The organism is Kribbella sp. NPDC056951, from assembly GCF_042674205.1.
GTDB classification, from domain to species: Bacteria; Actinomycetota; Actinomycetes; order Propionibacteriales; family Kribbellaceae; genus Kribbella; species Kribbella yunnanensis.
Genome location: NZ_JBHUQZ010000008.1, coordinates 254385 through 274513, shown reverse-complemented (window position 1 = coordinate 274513; position 20129 = coordinate 254385). Strand labels below are relative to the sequence as shown.

Sequence of the window (20129 nt, the reverse complement as noted above, 5' to 3'; positions counted from 1 at the left end):
TCCTTACGCTCTGCCGTGCGGTTGGGGTGGCGGCTACTGCGGTCGAAAGCCGTGCGTATCGTGGAGTCATGAACCCGTCCGCGGTTGGCGACTCGGAGTTGGTGCGGGCTGCTCAGGGCGGCGACATCGGCGCCTTGGGCACATTGCTGGCTGCGCATCGGGCCGGTATGACGGCAGTCGCGGTCTCGGTCCTTGGCGCGGGACCGGATGCGGACGACGCCGTCCAGGAGGCGATGACCGTCGCGCTGGCGCGGATCGGCGACGTACGGGATCCAAACGCAGTCGGCCCATGGCTCCGCCAAGTCGTCCGGAATGCTTGCCGCACGCAACTGCGTGCCCGGCGACCACTCCCCCTCGACGACCAACTGCACGCCGTACTGCCGTCTGCCGAGCCCGACCCGGCTGAACTCTTGGAGCGCCACGCCACGAGGGACTGGGTCTGGCGTGCGCTGGAAGACCTGTCGCCGCCACTGCGGCTCGTGATGATGCTGCGGCACTTCAGCGGCGTGACGGCGTACCAGGACATCGCTGAGGCCTGCGGCATCCCAGTCGGTACCGTCCGCAGCCGGCTGGCCAAAGGACGCGGTCAACTGACCGCAAGCCTGCTGGCGACCGCGGACGACCAGTACGGCGACGTGGCCGCGCAGACCGCCGTACGTCGGCGCGAGATCGAGGACACGATGGTTGCGGCCGAGCGGGGCACGCTGGCTGAGGTACTGGCGACGTACTGGCGGCCGGATGCCCAGTTCAGCTGGTCGGGCGGGGGCGGTGGCGCCGACTGGTTCCTGCGCGGGATGTACCAGGACATCGAGGACGGTGTCCGGGGGCGCGTGACGAACGTGATCGCCGGCCGGGAGATCGCGGTCTGCGAGATCGAGCTGATCAATCCAGCCGAGAACCCGTTCCACTGTCCGCCGGGCGTGGTCTGGATCCAGCACCTGCTGGGCGGGCGAACCAGCCGGCTCCGGTTCTTCCACCCTCCGCGGAACGCGCAGGCCATCCCGGCGTGACTCAGGTCACTGTCGCTCCAGTGAACTTCGGCTCCGCTCTTGCATCCTGTCAGCGTGAGTAACCAAGACGATCAACTCGCACGATTCGCTCTGGCCGGGCAGGCCCGCGACGTGGTCAAGGCCTGGGTCGACGGCGCTCAGGTCCTCTCCCTGGTGACGGCGCTCCGCGACAAGGGCTGGACGACGTACCTGACCGAACCGCGCACGCTCGACGCGCTGACCGCCTTCTCCGGACTGCCGCCGGAGCGCGTCGCTGACCTCGTCGGCGCGCTCGAGGCGAACGGCGTGGTCACGTACGACGAGACGGTCCAGCTGACCGAGTCGTTCGCGGCACTCGTGGCTGACGACGCGTACATCGGTCTGGACGACGCGCTGGACCAGTCCGAGCTGCTGACTCGGATGGTGCGGACCGCGGCCGAGGATCCCGGGCCGCTGCCGCTATCCGCGTCGGACGCCCTCGTTACGGCGCGCGCCACCGGCGGAAAGGCCAGCCCGGTCACCCGTGCGCTGTACGACAAGCTCTTCCTCCCGCAGATCCCAGAGCTGGCCGAGCTCATCCACACCGACCGCTTCCTCGATGTCGGCTGTGGTGTCGCCGGTGCGACCACGACACTGGCCGGACTGTTCCCGGACCTGCGCGGTACGGCGCTCGAGCTCATCCCGACAGTCGCAGCCGAGACGCAGCGCCGCATCGACGCACTGGGCGTGGGCGACCGGGTCGACCTCAAGGTGATGGACGCGCGGGACTTCGACGAGAAGGATGCATTCGGCTCGGCCTTCTGGGCACAGCCGTTCTTTCCGGCGGAGACTCGGCAGGCAACGCTCGAGATGATCCTGCGGGCGCTGCGCCCCGGCGGCATCCTGTTCGTGCAGGAGATGGAGCCGGTCCCCGACGAGGCCGGGCGTCCGTCGTACGCGCTCCGCAAGTTGGTCGCGCAAGGCTGGGGTGTGCCGTTCGGCCGCACCGCCGAGGAACTGACCGAGGAGGCGGTGGCGGTCGGGTTCGAACTGATCCGGATCGCGCAGACGGACTTCGGTCGAATGGTTCTTGTCGGTAGGCCGCTCTAGCCTGGGGGCATGGTCGGGTTCACACACGTTCATCGTGAAGTGCACTCTGCCCTGCGCCCATTTGTCGGTGACCTGAGTGGCTACGCCTACGACGGTGATCCGCCGGACCTGCATCGCGGCCTGCCCTCGCAGTACCTGACGCTCGTCATCACCATGGATGAGCCGCTCGGCATCACCTGGCCGGGCGAGCCGACCGGCAAGTACGACGCGGGTGTCGGCGGGCTGCACTCACGCGCAGTCCACGTCGGCGGGTCGCCCAGTCGAGCGGGTGTCCAGGTGGCGCTCACTCCGGCGGGGTCGCGCGCACTGTTCGGGTTGCCACCGGGTGAGCTGGCCTGGCGGGTGGTCGAGCTCGACGAGTTCCTCGGACCGTCGGCACACCGTTTGGTGGAGCAGATGCGCGAGGGCGTGAGCTGGGCGTCGCGGTTCGACCTGCTGGAGAACGCGTTGCTGCGGCGATGGGCCGCTCCCCCGGCCCTCGCCGTACGGGCTGAGGTGGGTTGGGCGTGGCGGCGGTTGCGGGAGACGGGCGGCACGGTCGGGGTGCAGGAGCTGGCGGCCGAGGTCGGGTGGAGCCGGCGGCATCTGACTGAGCGGTTCACGACTGAGTTCGGGCTTGCGCCGAAGGTGGCGGGGCGGGTGCTGCGCTTCGAGCAGGCGGTCGCGCGGTTGCGGCAGCAGCCCACTGCGAGGTTGGCCGACCTGGCCGCTGAGGTCGGGTACGCCGATCAGGCGCATCTGACCCGGGAGTGGCAGGCGATCGCGGGCTGCTCGCCGCGGCAGTGGATCGCGGAGGAGCTCCCAAACGTTCAAGACCCCTCGAGCCTGGAGGTCGCACAGTCAGGGGTATGACCTCATTGACGAAGACAGTCGGCGTCTGGCCGACACTGGTGTACCTGAACGGTCAGGCTGCGCTGCAGTTCCTGACCAACGGCCTCGGCTTCGAACTGGTCGCGTCGTACCCGGGCACGGCCGACGGTTCGGTCGCGCATGCCGAGCTGACCTGGCCGGCCGGTGGCGGTGTGATGGTGAGTTCGACAGACGCACAGTCCGAGCCGAACGAATTCACCCTGCTCGCAGACCAGGCTCAGTCCGTGTACCTCGTGCACCACGATCCGGACGCGTTGATCGGACGAGCGATCGGGGCCGGAGCGGTCGTCGTACGGGGATTGCAGGACAGTGACTATGGATCCCGGGGCTTCACTGTCCGCGATCCGGAGGGGAATCTGTGGAGTATCGGAACTTATGCGGGCGAGTAAGGGATTTCCGGCGATTCGGGCTCGGCGAGCTGCCTAGAATCGCGGGGTGACGGAAACAGCTGCGCTGCCCAGTGAAGCCTTGGACGTCCTGCGCCGTGTCTTCGGGTACGACGCTTTTCGTGGCGAGCAAGGCGACATCATCGACACCGTGATCGGCGGCGGGGACGCGCTGGTGCTGATGCCGACCGGTGGCGGCAAGTCGCTGTGCTACCAGATTCCTTCGCTGGTCCGCTCGGGTGTCGGGGTGGTGATCTCACCGCTGATCGCGCTGATGCAGGACCAGGTCGATGCGTTGACCGCGCTCGGCGTCCGGGCCGGCTTCCTGAACTCGACGCAGGACTTCGAGCAGCGGCGTGAGGTCGAGCAGGCGTTCCTGGCCGGTGAGCTGGATCTGCTCTACCTCGCACCGGAGCGGTTGCGGGTCGAGGCGACCGTGCGCTTGCTCGACCAGGGCAAGATCGCGCTGTTCGCGATCGACGAGGCACACTGTGTCTCGCAGTGGGGCCACGACTTCCGGCCCGACTACCTGATGCTGTCGGAGCTGCACGAGCGCTGGCCCGACGTACCGCGGATCGCGCTGACCGCCACCGCGACCGAGGCGACCCATCAGGAGATCGCCACCCGGCTGAAGCTGGACGACGCGAAGCACTTCGTCGCGAGCTTCGACCGGCCGAACATCCACTACCGGATCGTGCCGAAGGACAACCCGCAGCGGCAACTGCTCGACCTGCTCCGCACCGAGCACCCCGGCGACGCGGGCATCGTCTACTGCCTGTCCCGCAACAGCGTCGAGAAGACCGCCGCCTTCCTGACCCAGAACGGGATCGAGGCCGTTCCGTACCACGCCGGTCTCGACAGCCGGGTCCGTTCGCGCAATCAGGCGCGGTTCCTGCGCGAGGACGGTCTGGTCGTGGTCGCGACCATCGCCTTCGGGATGGGAATCGACAAGCCGGACGTCCGGTTCGTGGCCCACCTCGATCTGCCGAAGTCGGTCGAAGGCTACTACCAGGAGACCGGCCGCGCGGGGCGTGACGGTCTGCCGTCGACCGCTTGGCTGGCCTACGGTCTGCAGGACGTCGTCCAGCAGCGCAAGATGATCGACACCTCCGAGGGCGACCTCGCGCACCGCCGCCGCCTCAGCGCACATCTCGACGCGATGCTCGCGCTGTGCGAAACCGTGCAGTGTCGGCGTTCCCAGCTGCTCGCCTACTTCGGTCAGCACGGCGACGCCTGCGGCAACTGCGACACCTGCAACACACCCCCGGAGGCGTGGGACGGCACGATCCCCGCGCAGAAGCTGCTCTCGACCGTCTACCGCCTGCAACACGAGCGCGGCCAGAAGTTCGGCGCCGGCCAGCTGATCGACATCCTGCTCGGCAAGGAGACCGAGAAGGTCAAACAGTTCCGCCACGAACAACTGTCCGTCTTCGGCATCGGCACCGAGCTCAATGACACCCAGTGGCGCGGCGTCATCCGCCAGCTCCTCGCCCTCCGCCTGCTCACCGTCGAAGGCGACTACGGCACTCTCGTCCTCACCGAGGACAGCGCCGAGGTCCTCGGCCGCCGCCGCGACGTGATGATGCGCCGCGAACCCGAGCGCACCAAGCCCAAGTCCCGCTCCAGCAGCGGCAAGAAGGCCGCCGTCGACCTCCCCGCCGAGGCCGCCCCGGTCTTCGAGCGCCTCCGCACCTGGCGAGCCGCCGTCGCCAAGGAACAAGGCGTCCCCGCTTACGTCATCTTCCACGACGCCACCCTCCGCCAGATCGCCGTCGACCTGCCCACCACCCTGGCCGCCCTCGGCACCATCAGCGGCATCGGCGAAAACAAACTCGCCAAGTACGGCGAGGGCGTCCTGGAGGCGCTTGCCGGCGGCTGATGTCGAATCTGCGTGCCGCCGTTCGACGCGTAGACGAACGCTCGGAAGGGAGCACGCACATGTCTTCATCGGTGTTGTTGATGTCTGTGTCGGTTGACGGGTTCATTGCGGGTCCGAACGATGTGCCGGGGAACCCTGGTGGTGACGGGTTCATGCGGTTGCACGACTGGTACCAGCGGGCGGATGGGTCGTTCGGTCGGCCGGATGGACCGGCGGGCGCGGTTTGGGACGAGATGCACGACACGGGCGCGGTGTTCGTTGGACGTCGTACGGCGGAGCAGGTGGATTACTACGGCGGCACGCATCACGGCGTACCGCTGTTCGTGCTCACGCGTCGTGAGCCGGATCCGCTGTTCCCGCAGGTGCACTTCGTGAGTGATGTCGCGGAAGGCATGGCGGCGGCGAAGGCTGCGGCCGGCGATCGGGATGTGTTGGTGCACGGGGCCGAGGCGGCGCGGGCCGCGTTGGAGGCCGGCGTACTCGATGAGTTGCAGATCGATCAGGTGCCGGTGTTGCTCGGGGCGGGTCGGCGGCTGTTCGATGTACTGCCTGAGCGGGTCGAACTGGAGGTGGTGCGGGTGATCGACACGCCGGCCGCGACCCACGTGCGGTATCGCGTGGTCAGGTGAGTAGCGGCTTCACGGCGGTGAGGAACTGCGTCATCGTGGCGTCGACATTCTTGTTGCCGTCGGCAAGCAGTATGGCGACGGAGACATTGCTGCCGACGACCAGCAGGCTGGTGTGGTCGGGCATTTGACCGCGATGACCGTAGGACGGGAGAAGCGGTGGGAACTGGTGCTCGAAGAGCATCGTGCCGAGACCGTACTGGCCCATGTTGGGCGTCATCTGGTCGACCAACTCCTGCGGTATGACGTGGCCGTAGTACAGCTGGTATCCCCAGAGAGCGACGGTCGGAGCGTCGGCGGCTAGCCCGGCGTTCGCGGCGGACAGGCTGGCGACGGCCCGGCACGGGAGGTAGCCGTCCGGCGGACCGCAGACCGGATTGGTGTCCTCGGCCACCGGCGGTTTCGGCTTCTCGCCGTCCTGGAAGGCCGCGTGCTTCAGGCCGGCGGGGGTGGCGAGGTCGCGGCGCAGGACAGTCGCGAGCGGTTTCCCGGTGACCTTCTCGATCAGCAGGCCGAGCAACTGGAAGCTGGGGTTGCTGTAGTTGAAGGTGCCGGGGGCGCCGACGGGCGCGGAGTCGTAGGCGAGCGCCTGCTGCGGTGTCCAGTGCTTGGCCGGCCCCGCCTTGATCACCTGGTCCATCCGGCTGTAGTCGTCGGGCAGATAATTCGGTACGCCGGATGTCATCGACAGGTGTTGTCGAACCGTCGCGCCGTTCGCGGTCAGCTTGTGTTTCACGTACGCCGAGAGCGGCGCATCGAGGTCGACCTTGCCGGCCTTGACCAGCAGCATGATCTCGGCGGCCACGAACGTCTTCGTGATACTCGCGACGCCCATCGCGGTCGTCGGGCGGAGCGGCGTACCGACGGCGTCCTTTCCGGCCGCGCCCGACCACCTCCACTGATGGCCGACCACTGCGGCCGTCACGCCGCGCGCACCCGACTCGAGGGCCTGGTCGGCCACGATCTTGTCGAGAGCAGCCTGCAGTTTCGCCGCCTTGTCCGGCGCGAGGGTAGCCGTCGCGGCCTCCGGAAACTCCCAGTCCCCGGTCGTTTCCCCCGCCCCCGGCTCTCCGTCCCCCGCGCAAGCGGTCACCGCCACCAGCAGAACTGCGATCGTCCCCCAGAGCCTCATCGTCCGATGATCCCATTCAACGGGTCATGGTCCAGTCGACAGTGCCCGCCAGGGCAGCGAACTCCTGGATCGACCGGGAGCGGCGGGAGGCGAGCCAGGCCAGGCAGACCTTGTTGAGGGCGATGTCGTTCACCGGTACGGCGCTCACGTCCGCGCGCTGATAGAACCTCGCCACCGACAGCGGCAGGATCGAGACGCCACGACCGCTCGCAACGTGTTCCAGCTTCTCCTCCACACTGGTCATTTCGGAGAAGCGGCGCGACCGGCTTGAGCGCAGCTCGACGGCGATGTCGCGCCACTCCGGGACCTGGTCGGGGTGCTGCATGAGGTGCTCGTCGGCGAGATCGCCGATGTCGAGCGACGGCTTGCCCGCCAGTCGGTGGTCGGCGGGCAGCATGGCGAGGCGCGGTTCCTCGAACAGCGGCCGGATACTCAACCCCCGCTGCTCGACCGGCAGGCGCACCACGCTCACGTCGGCGCGGCCGTCGTACAGGACCTGCACCTGGTCGAACGTCGTCGTCCGGAGTACCTCGACCTCGAGGTCCGGGCGGAGCGCCTCGAACGCCCGCACGGCCGGAGTCACGGTGATCCCCGGCATGAAGCCGATCGTGAAGGTCCGCGGACCGCGCGCGGCTTGGGCGACCCGCCGCTGGAGCGCCTCGGCCGAGCTGAGCAGTGGACGGGCGTCGTCGAGCAGTTGCCGGCCTGCCGCGGTCAGCTCGGTGGAACGCTTGGTGCGGGCGAAGAGCTGGGCGCCGAGCTCGTGTTCGAGGGCGCGGATCTGCCGGGACAGCACCGGCTGCGCGATGTGCAGGCGCTCCGCCGCGCGCCCGAAATGCAGCTCGTCGGCGACCGCGACGAAGTACCGGAGCTTGCGGAGATCGACATCCATAATACCTTCAGGGTATTACAGAGCACGAAACAGGTCTTGGACCGCGACGACCTCGCGGGCGCATCGTGGCAGGGAATCCACACCAGGAAAGGCGAATCCTCATGACCCTGCACGACCAGCGCGTCGTCCTCCTCGGCGGTACGTCGGGAATCGGGCTGGCCACCGCCCGGCTCGCCGCCGACCAGGGCGCGACCGTGATTGTTGCCTCCAGCAACCCAACCTCGGTCCAGCGGGCCTTGGCCGAGCTCCCCGCATCGGCCGTCGGCTCAGCCGTCGACCTGACCGACCCGGCGGCTGTCGAAGCGTTCTTCGCCGGGCTCGATCCGTTCGACCACCTCGTTTACACGGCCGGTGAAGCGCTCAGCCTGCTCGAGGTCCGGTCGCTCGACCTGGTCCGCGCACGGCAGGCCTTCGAACTCCGGTACTTCGGCGCCCTCGGCGCGATCCACGCCGCCGTACCGAAGATCCGCCCCGGCGGTTCCGTCGTCCTCACCAGCGGCACCGCGGCCGACCGTCCCCTACCCGGCTGGTCCGTCGCGGCCAGCATCTGTGGCGCCGCCGACTCCCTCGTCCGCGCCCTCGCCGTCGAACTCGCGCCGATCCGGGTCAACGCCGTCAAACCCGGCGTCGTCCGAACCCCCTTGTGGCCCGACGGTTTCGACTACGACGCCGCCGCCGACTCCCTCCCGGTCGGCCGCATCGGCGAACCCGAAGACATCGCCCAGGCCTACGTCTTCCTGATGAACCAGCCCTACGCCACCGGCTCCATCGTCACCGTCGGCGGCGGCAACGTCCTCGTCTGACCCGAACCACCTCAAGCACGAACCAGTCCCCCGCCCCGCGCCCAAACCTCCGCCCCCCTTGAGCACGACTCGACCACCCGCCCCCACCCAACCCGGTCAACCGGCGCCCAAGGCGACTCGCCGCACCCACCTTGAGCACCAACCAACCACCCACGCGGACACAACGCGGTCGACAGGCGCCCAAGGTGACTCGGTGCACGCACCTTGAGCACCGATCAGTCGCCCGCGCGGACGGAACGTGGTTGACGGGTGCCCAAGGTGATTCGGCGGGGTGGCCATTGCCGTTCGACGGATACCCACCTCGTACGGCGAGCCGGGTGCGCCTGGGCGCGGATCCTCGCCGAAGCGGTTTGGGGAGGGGCGCGACGGGCTGGGCGGCTGGGGGGATTGCTTAGTCCTGGACGGTGTAGAGGGTGTTGTTGTCGGGGTCCTGGAAGGTGAACATGGGCGGGATGCCGGGCCAGGAGAGGAGGTCGCCGACGGTGACCTTGTGGTCGGTGAGGTGTTGGTGGGTGGCGGCGGCGTCGGGGGTGCCGAGGCGGATGCCGGTGTCGAGGCCGGTCTCGGTGGCCGGGGTGAGGGCGAGGTTGGCGCCGCTGGGGGCGGCGACGACGATCCAGCGGCCGCCTAGTTGGGGCAGCGGGGTGTCGGCGACCAGGGTGAAGCCGAGGGTCTTGGTGTAGAACTCCAGGGCTCGGTCCTGGTCGGTGACCGGGACGCCGACGGTGTGGACGCTCGTGAAGTGGGTCATGGTCTCTCCTCAGGGTGAAAAGTGCTTTCACTCAGGAGGTAGAGACCGCTCCCGAGATTTCGACATCGGCGGGCAAGGGATTTTCGAGCCCGTACAGGACGAGGTACTGATCCGGCGTGTCCAGTACGGCGAGCACCTCGTGCCGAACCGTGAGAATCCCGAGCACCGGGTGGTTGAGCCGCCGTACCCCGGACACGTGCCGCTTCACATCCCGCCGCGGCCACCGCTCGGCGAACTCCGGTATCGCGAGCAGTTCCTCGACCAGTACGGCGTACTCCGGGTCGTCGACGAGATGTCCGGCGGCGGCGCGGAGGTGGGCGACGACGTCGTCCGCGACCTCGTCCCAGTCCAGGTAGAGCTCGCGGGCTGCGGTACCGAAGGCGTAGCGCGCATTGTGCGGTCGCGGCCCCGCCGAGAAGCGCCCGGGGAACAGGAAGGCGGCCGCGTCGTTCCAGGCCAGCACTTCGCCGATCCGGCCGAGTACCACCGCCGCGGTCGGGACGACGAGGAAGTTCATCGTGCGGAGCGCCGACTCCGAGACGGTCTGCTGCTCGATTGCCGGTGTGTCCGCATCGGCGGCCAGGGCCTTGAGGTGATCGGACTCGTCAGCGGTCAACCCGAGCGCGCGGATCAGCGCGTCGAGCACGCTGTCCGATGGGTGCGGAGCGCGGCCCTGCTCGAGCCGCGTGTAGTACCCAACGCTCACGCCAGCCAGGTCAGCCAGCTCCGCGCGCCGCAGACCGGGCGTCCGGCGTGGCTCGTCGGCGGCCGGAGGCGTCAGGCGCCCACGGCGCTCCCGCAAGAACTCGCCCAGCTCCCGCCGCCTCGCCGATCGCACCTCGTCCTCCAACCTGGGTGTCCCTGTCAGGTCCCCCCAGCAACCTTGGGCAACCTGATCCGCGGGTCCACGGTAGTAGTTGTGCCTCTTCGACGTTCCGCGACGACCGCAGCTGCCTTGTCCTTCTTCCTGATCACGCTCAACGCCTCGACGGTCACCACGGCGTTGCCGGTGATCGGACGCGACCTCAACGCGCACGCGGGACTGGCCTGGGTACTCACCGGCTACTCGCTCGTCTTCGCCCTCGCGCTGCTGCCGGCCGGGGCGTGGGCTGATCGGATCGGTGCCCGGCGAGCATTCGTGGCCGGGCTGACCTTGTTCGCCGCGACCTCTGCGGTCTGTGCCCTCGCCACCGACCTCACGATCCTGCTCGCGGCACGCGCAGTCCAAGGTATCGCGGCCGCCGTCATCCTGCCGTCGGGTCTGTCGATGCTCAACGCGACCCATCCCGAACCGTCGGAGCGCGGGAAGGCAATCGGCCGCTGGAGCGCGGCCGGCGCAATCGCCCTGGTCATCGGCTCGCCGCTCGGTGGAGCGATCACCTCGGCGATCGGCTGGCAGGGCACGTTCTGGATGAACATCCCGCCCACCCTGCTCGCCCTGGCCGTCGCCCTCGGCGTCCCGGCTGCGCCGCGACCACGGCCGGTACGGCGGACGTCGTACCGGGAGCTGGTCACCGCGCCGGCGGTCGTGCTGAGCTCGGCAACCGGGTTCGCGCTGAACTTCGCGACGTACGGGACGATCTTCGTTGTGACGCTGTTCCTGCAGCAGGACCGCGGTCAGTCCGCGTGGCTGAGCGGCCTGGTATTCATCCCGATGACGCTACTCATCATCCCCGCGAACCTGCTGACCGGCCGCCTGGCCGCCCGATTCGGGATCCGGCGGACCTTCCTACTCGGTCAGTTCCTGATGGCCATCGGACTGGCCGGCCTACTCCTCGGTGGCCCGGTCTGGGCGTTCGCCCTCTGGCTCCTCCCGCTCGGCATCGGCGGCGGCCTGATCGCGCCGACCACCACCTCGCTGATGCTCAGCGGCCTACCGCCAACCCACAGCGGCTTCGGCGCCGGCCTCCTCAACGCGATCCGCCAACTCGGCAGCGCCGCGGCCCCCGTCGTACTGGCTCCACTCGGCTTCCGGGTCAGCATGATCCTGTCCGCGATCGTGATCGTCGCGCCCGCACTCCTCGGAAGGAAGCAATGCCTACCGTCGTCCTCCCCAACGGCCGATTCCACTACGAGGACACCTGCGGCCACGGGCAGCCAGTCCTAGCCCTGCATGGCGCCTTCGGTCGTGGACAAACCTTCGCCGCCCTCACCGAACGACTGCAAACGCAACCGCGGTGTCTGGTGGGGCGTTTGGCAGGCAGTGGGCTGTCCGGTGTTGTTGCTACGGGCAACCAACAGCTTCCTGTTGTCCGCGGCGCAGGCGGACGAGATGGTACGACGGCGGCCGGGCACCGGGCAGGTGGTGTTCGAGGGCACCGGGCACTCGATTCATCGAGAAGACCCGGACGGTTGTGGTGCTGCCGTCCGGGTCTTCTTCGGTGGAGCTGCTACTTCGCGACGACTCGGAGGGTGAACTCGCCCTCGAAGTTGCCGGTGTTGCGGGCGACCATGCCGGCCGAACGGAGTGCCTGGACGTCGGCGTTGGACTTCTCGCCCATCGCCTCGAGGGCGCCGTTCAGTCCGTCGAAGTCGACGTAGGCGATACCCGTGGCGCCCGACACGTCCGGGAGGGCCAGTTTGAAGCTCTCCGAGTTGCCGAGGTTGCCGTTCTCGAGAATCTTGGCGGCATACTCCTTGTCGGTCGAGACGACCAGAGTGTCACCGTCCTTGGCGGTCTCGATCGGGACCTGCACCGGCGACTGCTGCCGCAGGAGCGTGGTCAGCTTCGCGATCACCGGCTCGGCCTTGGCCGGGTCGGTCTCCAGGCGGGCGGCGATCTTCGGGCCGGCCGAGGCGTCCTTGTCGACGACGAGCGACAGGTTCTTGCCGAGCAGGGCCTTCAGGTCGTCCGGCAGCTTCAGGCCGGTCTGCTCCGCGAAGCCCTGGACGATCTCGCCGATCTCACCGGTCTTCTCGAGGTTCTTCCACACCGTGTCGATCGACGAGTCGACACCCGACACGCTGATCGCCGCGGCGGTCGTGTCCGGCAACTTGGTGACGAGCTCGCTCGCGTCGGACGCCTTCGCCACGATCTCCTGGTCGGCGCGGACGAAGCCCTTCAGCTCGACGTACTGCGCGTCGAACCGCAGTGCCGCAGCCATGCTGCCGTTGCCGATCGGGTTGACCTTGGCCGGTCCCATCTCGCCGACCACCTTGGTCAGACCGGCGAAGTCCGCCCACAGGGTCGCGAAACCCGGCTCGCCGAGCTTCTCCAGATCCGCCTTGTACTGCGTGTTGTCCGCCAGCGGGCTGGTCTTCGCGGTCGCGATCGCCGAGTCGAGCTCGGGCTTGGTCTCGGCGACCACCATGTAGCCGTCGGTGAACGCGTAGACGGGATCGTCGGCCTCCTTGGGGCCCTTCTCCATCGCCTTGGCGGCAGCCTTCTCGTCCTTCACCTGCACCGCGAAGACGAGACTCGGCTCCTTCTTCTTGGCATCGGCGGGCGGCAGCGCCGCGAGACCGATCCGGTCGCCGAGCCACGGCTCGACGTCCTTGGCGTAGTCGACGTCCTTCAGGTCGTCGTCATCGGCCTTGATCGCCTCGAAGATCTTCTGCCGCAGGTCGTCCTTGTCGCCGGTCAGCTTCAGCTTGTCCTTGGCGGACGGGAACTTCATCAGGAACCGCAACGCGGCGAGCTTCTGGCCGGCCGACGGGTTCAGATCCACCCGCAGGTAGCCGATCGCCGTACCGGGCAGCACGGTGTCCGGCTGCTTGCCGCCGTTGAGCTTGCCGTAGGCAAAGATTCCGCCGCCGGCGACGACCAGCACCATGGCCAGGGCCGCGACGATCGGGATCAGCTTGCCCCGCTTGGGCTTCGGCGCCTCCGGCTGCCATCCGCCGCCCATCTGCACCTGCTCATAGGGAGCATTGGGTGCCTGATACTGGGGCGGGTACTGCGCACCACCCTGACCCGGGAACTGCGGGCCGGGCGGAGTGTTCTGGTCAGACATCAACTTCCCCCTCGTACGGACCGGTGGCCTCACCCACCGGACCAGGACACCCTAGTGCACCGGCGGGTGGCCTTCTGACGCAACAGGTTTCGAACCGGTTGCATCTGGTTCGGAGCGCCAAGTCGTGGCCGAAATCACCGCAGCGGCAAGCGCCGCCCCCACCAACCAGGCCACCGCAGGCGTCCACGTGTGTAGCTCAAGAGGTGCCGCAACCAGGTCACCCGGCTTCGCCGCCTGCAGCCGATCGTTCAACGAGTCGTGCCCCAGCAGCATCCCCACACCCCACGACACCCCGGAGCCCAGGCAAGCACCCAGTACGACGATCGCCACCGACCACGGGCCGTAGTTCCGCAGCCACCAGAACAGCGCGCCGCCGAGCAGAAAGGCAGCCACGAACCCGATCGCGGTGAACGTGCCGTCCGGCCCGAACACCCGGGTCATCTGCTCCTCCCCCAGCGCCCCACCCTGCTCGTCCACCGTGTACTGCGCGAGCGGCGAGAACTGCTGCCAAGCCCACCCGCCGACCACCCCGGCCACCAGGAACACCACCACCGTGACCAGAATCGCCTTGGCCCACGGCATCTCCGGCTCCGGCGCCGGCGGCGCCGCGAACGGATTCATCGACGGCGGCGCAATATAAGGCCCCGGCTGTCCGTACACAGGCCGCGGGGGCAACGAGTCACTCACCTCGACAGTGTGCCGTATGCCTGGTCGTCCCACTCCAGCACCCATCCAGCGAGCCGCGGACCAGACGTCTCACGGGCGCTCAAGGAGCACGGCAGGCACTCGGCTGACCGTCTCGATGCGCTCGCTGAGTCGTGGGGAAATACGGCCGGCAACGTCGAGGACGCGAGCATGTTCTGCCGCCAGATCCCAGCCGTGGATCGGCTCGTGATGCGCGATCCGGTTTCGCAGACGTCGAAGCTCATTCAGCTCGGAATGCAAGCGGGCTCGGCGTACTGGGCCGTCGAATGCGTGCTGAAGGCACGGCTGCCACAGGCGACGGTTGTACTCGTCCGAGAGGAGCGACCACCAGAAGCCCAGCATGAGCTCGGCAACCACCTTGCCGTGAAGCTCAGACTGTCCACCTCGGGCCGCATTACTCCGCGCCACTTCTACCTTGCGGCGAGTTGGTGGGGTCAGCGGTACCCGAAGGTCGCGGTACCACGGCAGTTCGGCTCCCAACGCGGTGGCCCAGGACGCCAACTGTCCGTCCATCGCATTCCGAAGCCCGACCTCGACGTAATGCAGGACCTCCTGGAACGCAGCGCTGACTTGAGCGTTCCAGTGATAGAGGTGATGAGCGCCGGTGAGGCTTCCGTCGGTGGCGAGCAGGTATGGCCCGAGTCGAGCCTCGGACAGGAGACTTTCGAGCGTCCAGGGCAGCCTGCGCGGGGTCTGAGGCTGCAATCGATACTCGCTGTTCATCACATCTGTACCTTTTCGGACACCGAGCCGCGCTGATATGCTGGCTCTGCACGAGAGCCCCGGGAATCACGGTGTACCGGCTTAGGCCAGGGAAACCCCCCGGGGCCTTTGCATGTCCAGCCCCTTTCCTCCATTTCCCATCCCCTCCCCTCGATCCCTACCCAGCCAGGCAGGAGGGGCCGAGCAGTGCCTTCAGGTCTGCCATCAGGGACGACGTGGGGGTGACGCGGAAGCGGTCGCCGATCCGCATGACGGTGGTCTTCTGGCGGGCTTCCAGGCGGAGCTGGACCTCCGTCATACCGGGGTGGGACTGGAGGACGTCGCGGAGCTGGTCGACCACGGGCTTGGTGCAGCGGGTGACCGGCATCGTGATGACGACCGGGCCACTGGGGCCTTCGGTGAGGTCGGGGACGACGACCTCGTCGCCGCTCAGCTCGACGCGGTCCTCGCGACGGCGGATCCGGCCCTTCATCAGGATGATCGCGTCGTTGCTGAGCAGGTGCGCGTGCAACTGGTACGCCGAGGAGAACATCATCACCTCGATCGAACCTTCGAGGTCCTCGATGGTGACGATCGCGTAGATGTCGCCGCGCTTGTTCACCTTGCGCTGGACCGCGGTGACCAGGCCGCCGATGGTGACCCGGGTGCCGTCGGGGCGGTCCTCGTCACCGAGAAGCTGCCCGATCGTGCAGTCGGTGCCGTTGGTGAGCACGTGCTCGACGCCGAACAGCGGGTGGTCGGAGACGTACAGACCGAGCATGTCGCGCTCGTGCGCGAGCTTGGTGGCCTTGTCCCACTCCTCGATCTCGGGCACCCGCACCGACAGCCGGCTGTTCACCTCGCCGTCGGCACCGGCGGGCTCCTCGTCGCCCATCGAGAACAGGTCGAACTGGCCGTGCGCCTCGTTCCGCTTGAGGTCGATGGCTTCGTCCACCGCCTGCTCGTGGACCGCGACGACCGCGCGCCGGGCGTGGTTCATCGAGTCGAACGAACCGGCCTTGGCCAGCGACTCGATGACCCGCTTGTTGCAGACCGGCAGCGAGACCTTGTCGATGAAGTCGACGAAGTCGGTGAACCGGCCCTTCTCCTCGCGGGCCGCGACGATCTCGGCCACCACGTTGACGCCGACGTTCCGGATCCCGGACAGGCCGAAGCGGACGTCGGTCCCGACCGGCGTGAAGTTCGAGTCGGACTCGTTCACGTCCGGCGGGAGCACCTTGATGCCCATCCGGCGGCACTCGTTCAGGTAGATGGCCATCTTGTCCTTGTCGTCCTTCACGGACGTCAGGACGGCGGCCATGTACTCGGCCGGGTAGTTCGCCTTCAGGTACGCCGTCCAGTACGAGACCAGCCCGTACGCCGCGGAGTGCGCCTTGTTGAACGCGTAGTCGGAGAACGGGAGCAGGACGTCCCACAGTGCCTTGACCGACTGCTCGGAGAAGCCGTTCGACTTCATGCCCTCGGCGAAGCCGACGTACTCCGCGTCCAGCACCTCGCGCTTCTTCTTGCCCATCGCCCGGCGGAGCAGGTCCGCCTTGCCCAGCGAGTAGCCGGCCAGGCGCTGGGCGATCTCCATCACCTGCTCCTGATAGACGATCAGGCCGTAGGTGACACCGAGGATCGGCTCGAGGGCGACCGCGAGCTCGTCGTGCGGGTAGCTGATCTCCTGCTGCTTGTTCTTGCGCAGGGCGTAGTTGGTGTGGCTGTTCGCGCCCATCGGGCCAGGCCGGTAGAGCGCGCCGACGGCGGAGATGTCCTCGAAGTGGTCCGGCTTCATCAGCCGCAGCAGCGCCCGCATCGGGCCACCGTCGAACTGGAAGACACCGAGGGTGTCGCCGCGGCCGAGCAGATCGAAGGTCGGTTTGTCGTCGGGGGTGCGGCCGAGCGCGTCCAGGTCCAGCGTGATGCCGCGGCTGGCCTCGACGTTCTTGACCGCGTCGTCCATGATCGTCAGGTTGCGCAGGCCCAGGAAGTCCATCTTGACCAGGCCGAGCGTCTCGCAGCTCGGGTAGTCGAACTGGGTGATGACCTGGCCGTCCTGGTCGCGGCGCATGATCGGGATCAGGTCGATCAGGGGCTCGCTGGACATGATCACACCGGCCGCGTGCACACCCCACTGGCGCTTCAGGTTCTCCAGGCCGCGGGCGGTGTCGACGATCTTGCGGACGTCCTGGTCCTGCTCGTACAGCTGGCGGAACTCGCCGGCCTCGGAGTAGCGCTTGTGCCCGGTGTCGAAGATGCCGGACAGCGGGATGTCCTTGCCCATCACCGCGGGCGGCATCGCCTTGGTGATCCGGTCGCCCATCGCGAACGGGTAGTCGAGCACCCGGCCGGCGTCCTTGATCGCCTGCTTGGCCTTGATCGTTCCGTAGGTGACGATCATCGCGACCCGGTCGTCGCCGTACTTCTCGGTGACGTAGCGGATCACCTCGGGGCGGCGGCGGTCGTCGAAGTCGATGTCGAAGTCGGGCATCGACATCCGCTCCGGGTTCAGGAACCGCTCGAAGATCAGACCGTGCACCAGTGGGTCGAGGTCGGTGATCCGCATCACGTACGCGCACATCGAACCGGCGCCGGAGCCACGGCCCGGGCCGACCCGGATGCCGTTCTCCTTGGCCCAGTTGATGAAGTCGGCGACGACCAGGAAGTAGCCCGCGTACCCCTTCGAGGTGATGACCTCGATCTCGTACTCCGCCTGCTTGCGGACGTGGTCCGGGACCCCGGCCGGGTAGCGCTTGTGCAGACCGGTCTCGACCTCGGCGACGAACCAGGACTCCTCGTTGTGCCCCTCCGGGCAGGGAAAGCGCGGCATGAACCGGCCCTCCCCCTCGGTGAAGCTGACGTCGCACTGCTCGGCGATCAGCAGCGTGTTGTCACACGCCTCGGGGAAGTCCTTCCAGACCTCGCGCATCTCGGCCGCGGTCTTCACGTAGAACTCGTTCGCGTCGAACTTGAACCGGTTCGGGTCCGACAGCGTCGAGCCGGACTGCACACACAGCAGCGCCGCGTGCGAGGTGGCGTCCTCGGCCTTGGTGTAGTGCAGGTCGTTGGTGGCCACCAGCGGCAGCCCGAGCTCCTTGGCCAGCCGCAGCAGGTCGCCCTGGATGTTCCGCTCGATGCCGAGACCGTGGTCCATCAGCTCGCAGTAGAAGTTCTCCTTGCCGAAGATGTCGCGGAACTCCGAGGCCGCCTTGATGGCCTCGTCGTACTGCCCCAGGCGGAGCCGCGTCTGCACCTCGCCCGACGGGCAGCCGGTGGTCGCGATCAGGCCCTGGCCGTACGTGTTCAGCAGCTCGCGGTCCATCCGGGGCTTGAAGTAGTAGCCCTCGAGACTCGCCAGCGAGCTCATCTTGAACAGGTTGTGCATGCCGGACGTGTTCTTCGCCAGCAGCGTCATGTGCGTGTACGCACCCGAACCCGAGACGTCGTCGCGGCCCGAGTTCGCGTCACCCCACTTGACCCGCTTGCGCTCGGTCCGGTGCGTGTGCGGCGTCAGGTACGCCTCGACGCCGATGATCGGCTTGACGTCGTACTTCTTCGCGGTCTTCCAGAACTCGTACGCCCCGAAGACGAAACCGTGGTCGGTGGTCGCGATCGCCGGCTGGCCCATCTCCTGGGCCGTTTTGAACAACTCGTCGATCCTTGCCGCGCCATCCAGCATCGAGTACTCGGTGTGCACGTGGAGATGCACAAAACTGTCGCTGGACCCCATATCGGCGCGGACCTCCCAGGGCGTGAGTGAACGGGACGAGGAGCAGCCTAGTTCGCCCCTCAGACAGTTTCCGAATGGCGCACCGGCCGCGGAATCGCCTGCCCGGTATCCGGTCGTGGACGACACCAGTTCCGCACCAGTCAGTCGAGTACGGCGGTCGCCTCGACCTCGACCATCAGGTCCGGCTCACCGAGGCCGGCGACGCTGATCAGGGTGATGGGTTTGACCGGATCGACGCCGAGAATCGCCGCCGCGCGCGCAACACCCTCGCCCAGCAGCGGGAACTTCTCCGGGCTCCAATCGACGACGTACACGGTCAGCTTCGCCACGTCGTCGAACGAGCCGCCGATCTCCTTCAGCGCGTTGCCGATGTTCAGGTACGCCTGCTCGACCTGCGCGGCGAAGTCGCCGGCACCGACCTGCCGACCCTCACTGTCGCGGGCCACCTGCCCCGCCAGGAACACCAGCCTCGAACCGGTCGCGATGGACAACTGCCGGTAGACGTCGGGCTTGGGCAGGCATTCGGGGTTGATCAGCGTGACGGCCATGACGGGCTCCTCAGGTCGGGACTCAAAACATAACAGCGTTATGTATAGTACGCGCCATGGTCAGGAGTAAAGATCCAGCCGTCCGGGCCCTGCTGATCGAGCGCGCAGCCCAGATGCTCCGCACCCGGCAGCCCGTCACCCTGCGATCTCTGGTCGACGGCACCGGAGTGTCGACGATGGCCGTCTACACCTACTTCGACGGCATCGACGGCCTCTGGAAGGCCGTGCGGCAGGAGGGCTTCACCCGGCTCGCGGCCGCCCTCGCCGAGCTCACCCCCACGACCGACCCGGTCCGAGACCTCGCTGCCCTGGGATCGGCGTACGTGGCGAACGCGGAGGCCAACCCCGATCTCTACCGGGTCATGTTCGACACCTCAGCCGACCTGGAAGACCTCGCCGCGGCGGACGCATCACTGGAACGCCTCGTCGAAGCGGTCGCCCGCGGAAAGGCCGACGGCCGCTTCGCCGCCGACACCGAACCCCTGGACCTCGCCACCCAGACCTGGGTCATCGGCCACGGCCTGGCATCCCTCACGGTCACCGGTCCGCTTCCCCGCGAGGCCCTCGCCTACGCCGTACCAATGCTGACCGCCCTCTTCACCCAAGCCGGCGACACCCGCGCACACCAGTCAGTAGCAGCAGGCTGGACGCTCTGACCCGTCAGCTTCCGGCCAGGAAGACCCGCGGCAGTCAATGCGGCCGAAGAATTGCGGGATGAGCGAGTTGACCTGTTGGTACTGCGGGCGCCGACCGGCAGTGCCCGCGGTTGTTCATTACGTGCCGCTCAAGCGCGACGAGAAGGAGCTACCGCTCATCGTGGCGACCGTCACGACCGGGCAGGTTGTCGAGGTCACGGTTCCCCGCTGCCGGCCGTGCTGGTGGTCCAACCTCGTCTACTACGCCTTCATGAAGCTGAGACAGTTCGCGCTCGGGATTCTCGTCATCATGCTGGTTGCGGACATCTGGATCACCATCGACCGTCGAAGCTCAGGCTGCGTCCGCGCCGCGGCCCGCACGAATACCCGCCGGTCGCGGAGTTGCTGAACGACGGCTGGATCCTCGGGCGCCTGA

Annotated in this window: 19 protein-coding genes; 10 read left to right on the top strand and 9 right to left on the bottom strand. The window is 67.8% G+C overall.

Annotated features, from left to right (window positions below):
- Window positions 1-68: 68 nt before the first annotated feature.
- From ACFTSF_RS28985 to ACFTSF_RS28960, 6 genes are all read left to right on the top strand, one after another.
- On the top strand, window positions 69-1010 hold the full coding sequence (locus ACFTSF_RS28985) for an RNA polymerase sigma factor (protein WP_380157227.1): 942 nt from the start codon (window positions 69-71) through the stop codon (window positions 1008-1010).
- A gap of 54 nt (window positions 1011-1064) precedes the next feature.
- On the top strand, window positions 1065-2078 hold the full coding sequence (locus ACFTSF_RS28980) for an SAM-dependent methyltransferase (protein WP_380157225.1): 1014 nt from the start codon (window positions 1065-1067) through the stop codon (window positions 2076-2078).
- 9 nt (window positions 2079-2087) lie between these two features.
- Window positions 2088-2930 carry a helix-turn-helix domain-containing protein gene (locus tag ACFTSF_RS28975; protein ID WP_380157223.1) on the top strand — a complete coding sequence of 281 codons (843 nt, stop codon included), beginning with the start codon at window positions 2088-2090 and terminating at the stop codon, window positions 2928-2930.
- Window positions 2927-3337 (top strand): VOC family protein, encoded by a 411-nt coding sequence (locus ACFTSF_RS28970; RefSeq protein ID WP_380157221.1) that lies wholly within the window; start codon window positions 2927-2929, stop codon window positions 3335-3337. The genes ACFTSF_RS28975 and ACFTSF_RS28970 overlap by 4 nt, the downstream gene beginning before the upstream one ends.
- Window positions 3338-3383: 46 nt before the next feature.
- Entirely contained in the window at window positions 3384-5213 is a 1830-nt protein-coding gene (gene recQ / locus ACFTSF_RS28965) for a DNA helicase RecQ (RefSeq protein WP_380157220.1), read from the top strand.
- 80 nt (window positions 5214-5293) lie between these two features.
- On the top strand, window positions 5294-5842 hold the full coding sequence (locus ACFTSF_RS28960; RefSeq protein WP_380157219.1) for a dihydrofolate reductase family protein: 549 nt from the start codon (window positions 5294-5296) through the stop codon (window positions 5840-5842).
- Here ACFTSF_RS28960 and ACFTSF_RS28955 read toward each other — a convergent pair.
- Both ACFTSF_RS28955 and ACFTSF_RS28950 read right to left on the bottom strand, forming a co-directional pair.
- Window positions 5835-6971 carry a serine hydrolase domain-containing protein gene (locus ACFTSF_RS28955; protein WP_380157217.1) on the bottom strand — a complete coding sequence of 379 codons (1137 nt, stop codon included), beginning with the start codon at window positions 6969-6971 and terminating at the stop codon, window positions 5835-5837. The two genes, ACFTSF_RS28960 and ACFTSF_RS28955, sit on opposite strands and share 8 nt — an antisense overlap.
- A gap of 16 nt (window positions 6972-6987) precedes the next feature.
- Window positions 6988-7863 (bottom strand): LysR family transcriptional regulator, encoded by an 876-nt coding sequence (locus tag ACFTSF_RS28950; RefSeq protein ID WP_380157215.1) that lies wholly within the window; start codon window positions 7861-7863, stop codon window positions 6988-6990.
- Window positions 7864-7964: 101 nt separating this feature from the next.
- Between ACFTSF_RS28950 and ACFTSF_RS28945 the strand changes: the two genes are divergently transcribed.
- The gene (locus ACFTSF_RS28945) at window positions 7965-8666 is read left to right on the top strand and encodes an SDR family oxidoreductase (protein WP_380157214.1); all 702 of its coding nucleotides are present in this window, start codon (window positions 7965-7967) and stop codon (window positions 8664-8666) included.
- A gap of 391 nt (window positions 8667-9057) precedes the next feature.
- Here the strand turns inward: ACFTSF_RS28945 and ACFTSF_RS28940 are convergent, their stop codons facing one another.
- Window positions 9058-9417, bottom strand: coding sequence for a VOC family protein (locus tag ACFTSF_RS28940; protein WP_380157212.1), 360 nt, complete (start codon window positions 9415-9417; stop codon window positions 9058-9060).
- A 31-nt stretch (window positions 9418-9448) separates the two neighbouring features.
- A complete protein-coding gene (locus ACFTSF_RS28935) occupies window positions 9449-10255 on the bottom strand; it encodes a helix-turn-helix transcriptional regulator (protein ID WP_380157210.1) in 807 nt (268 codons plus the stop codon).
- Window positions 10256-10336: 81 nt separating this feature from the next.
- On the opposite strand from ACFTSF_RS28935, the gene ACFTSF_RS28930 reads away from it, so the two are divergent.
- Window positions 10337-11524 carry an MFS transporter gene (locus tag ACFTSF_RS28930; RefSeq protein WP_380157208.1) on the top strand — a complete coding sequence of 396 codons (1188 nt, stop codon included), beginning with the start codon at window positions 10337-10339 and terminating at the stop codon, window positions 11522-11524.
- A gap of 283 nt (window positions 11525-11807) precedes the next feature.
- On the opposite strand, the gene ACFTSF_RS28925 is transcribed toward ACFTSF_RS28930, so the two are convergent.
- The 5 genes from ACFTSF_RS28925 to ACFTSF_RS28905 all read right to left on the bottom strand — a co-directional run bounded on the left by ACFTSF_RS28925 (window position 11808) and on the right by ACFTSF_RS28905 (window position 19058).
- The gene (locus ACFTSF_RS28925) at window positions 11808-13370 is read right to left on the bottom strand and encodes a DUF3352 domain-containing protein (RefSeq protein WP_380157206.1); all 1563 of its coding nucleotides are present in this window, start codon (window positions 13368-13370) and stop codon (window positions 11808-11810) included.
- 51 nt (window positions 13371-13421) lie between these two features.
- Window positions 13422-14057: a hypothetical protein gene (locus ACFTSF_RS28920; RefSeq protein WP_344150897.1), complete on the bottom strand. Its 636-nt coding sequence runs from the start codon at window positions 14055-14057 to the stop codon at window positions 13422-13424.
- 69 nt (window positions 14058-14126) lie between these two features.
- Complete coding sequence (locus ACFTSF_RS28915) at window positions 14127-14798, bottom strand: hypothetical protein (protein ID WP_380157204.1); 672 nt, start codon at window positions 14796-14798, stop codon at window positions 14127-14129.
- A 157-nt stretch (window positions 14799-14955) separates the two neighbouring features.
- A complete protein-coding gene (gene dnaE, locus ACFTSF_RS28910; RefSeq protein ID WP_380157203.1) occupies window positions 14956-18510 on the bottom strand; it encodes a DNA polymerase III subunit alpha in 3555 nt (1184 codons plus the stop codon).
- Between the two features lie 140 nt (window positions 18511-18650).
- Window positions 18651-19058 (bottom strand): RidA family protein, encoded by a 408-nt coding sequence (locus ACFTSF_RS28905; RefSeq protein ID WP_380157201.1) that lies wholly within the window; start codon window positions 19056-19058, stop codon window positions 18651-18653.
- A gap of 56 nt (window positions 19059-19114) precedes the next feature.
- Here ACFTSF_RS28905 and ACFTSF_RS28900 point away from each other — a divergent pair, with 56 nt between their 5' ends.
- Together ACFTSF_RS28900 and ACFTSF_RS28895 are read left to right on the top strand one after the other, a co-directional pair.
- The gene (locus ACFTSF_RS28900) at window positions 19115-19714 is read left to right on the top strand and encodes a TetR/AcrR family transcriptional regulator (protein ID WP_380157200.1); all 600 of its coding nucleotides are present in this window, start codon (window positions 19115-19117) and stop codon (window positions 19712-19714) included.
- A 58-nt stretch (window positions 19715-19772) separates the two neighbouring features.
- A complete protein-coding gene (locus ACFTSF_RS28895; RefSeq protein WP_380157198.1) occupies window positions 19773-20102 on the top strand; it encodes a hypothetical protein in 330 nt (109 codons plus the stop codon).
- Window positions 20103-20129: the final 27 nt, after the last annotated feature.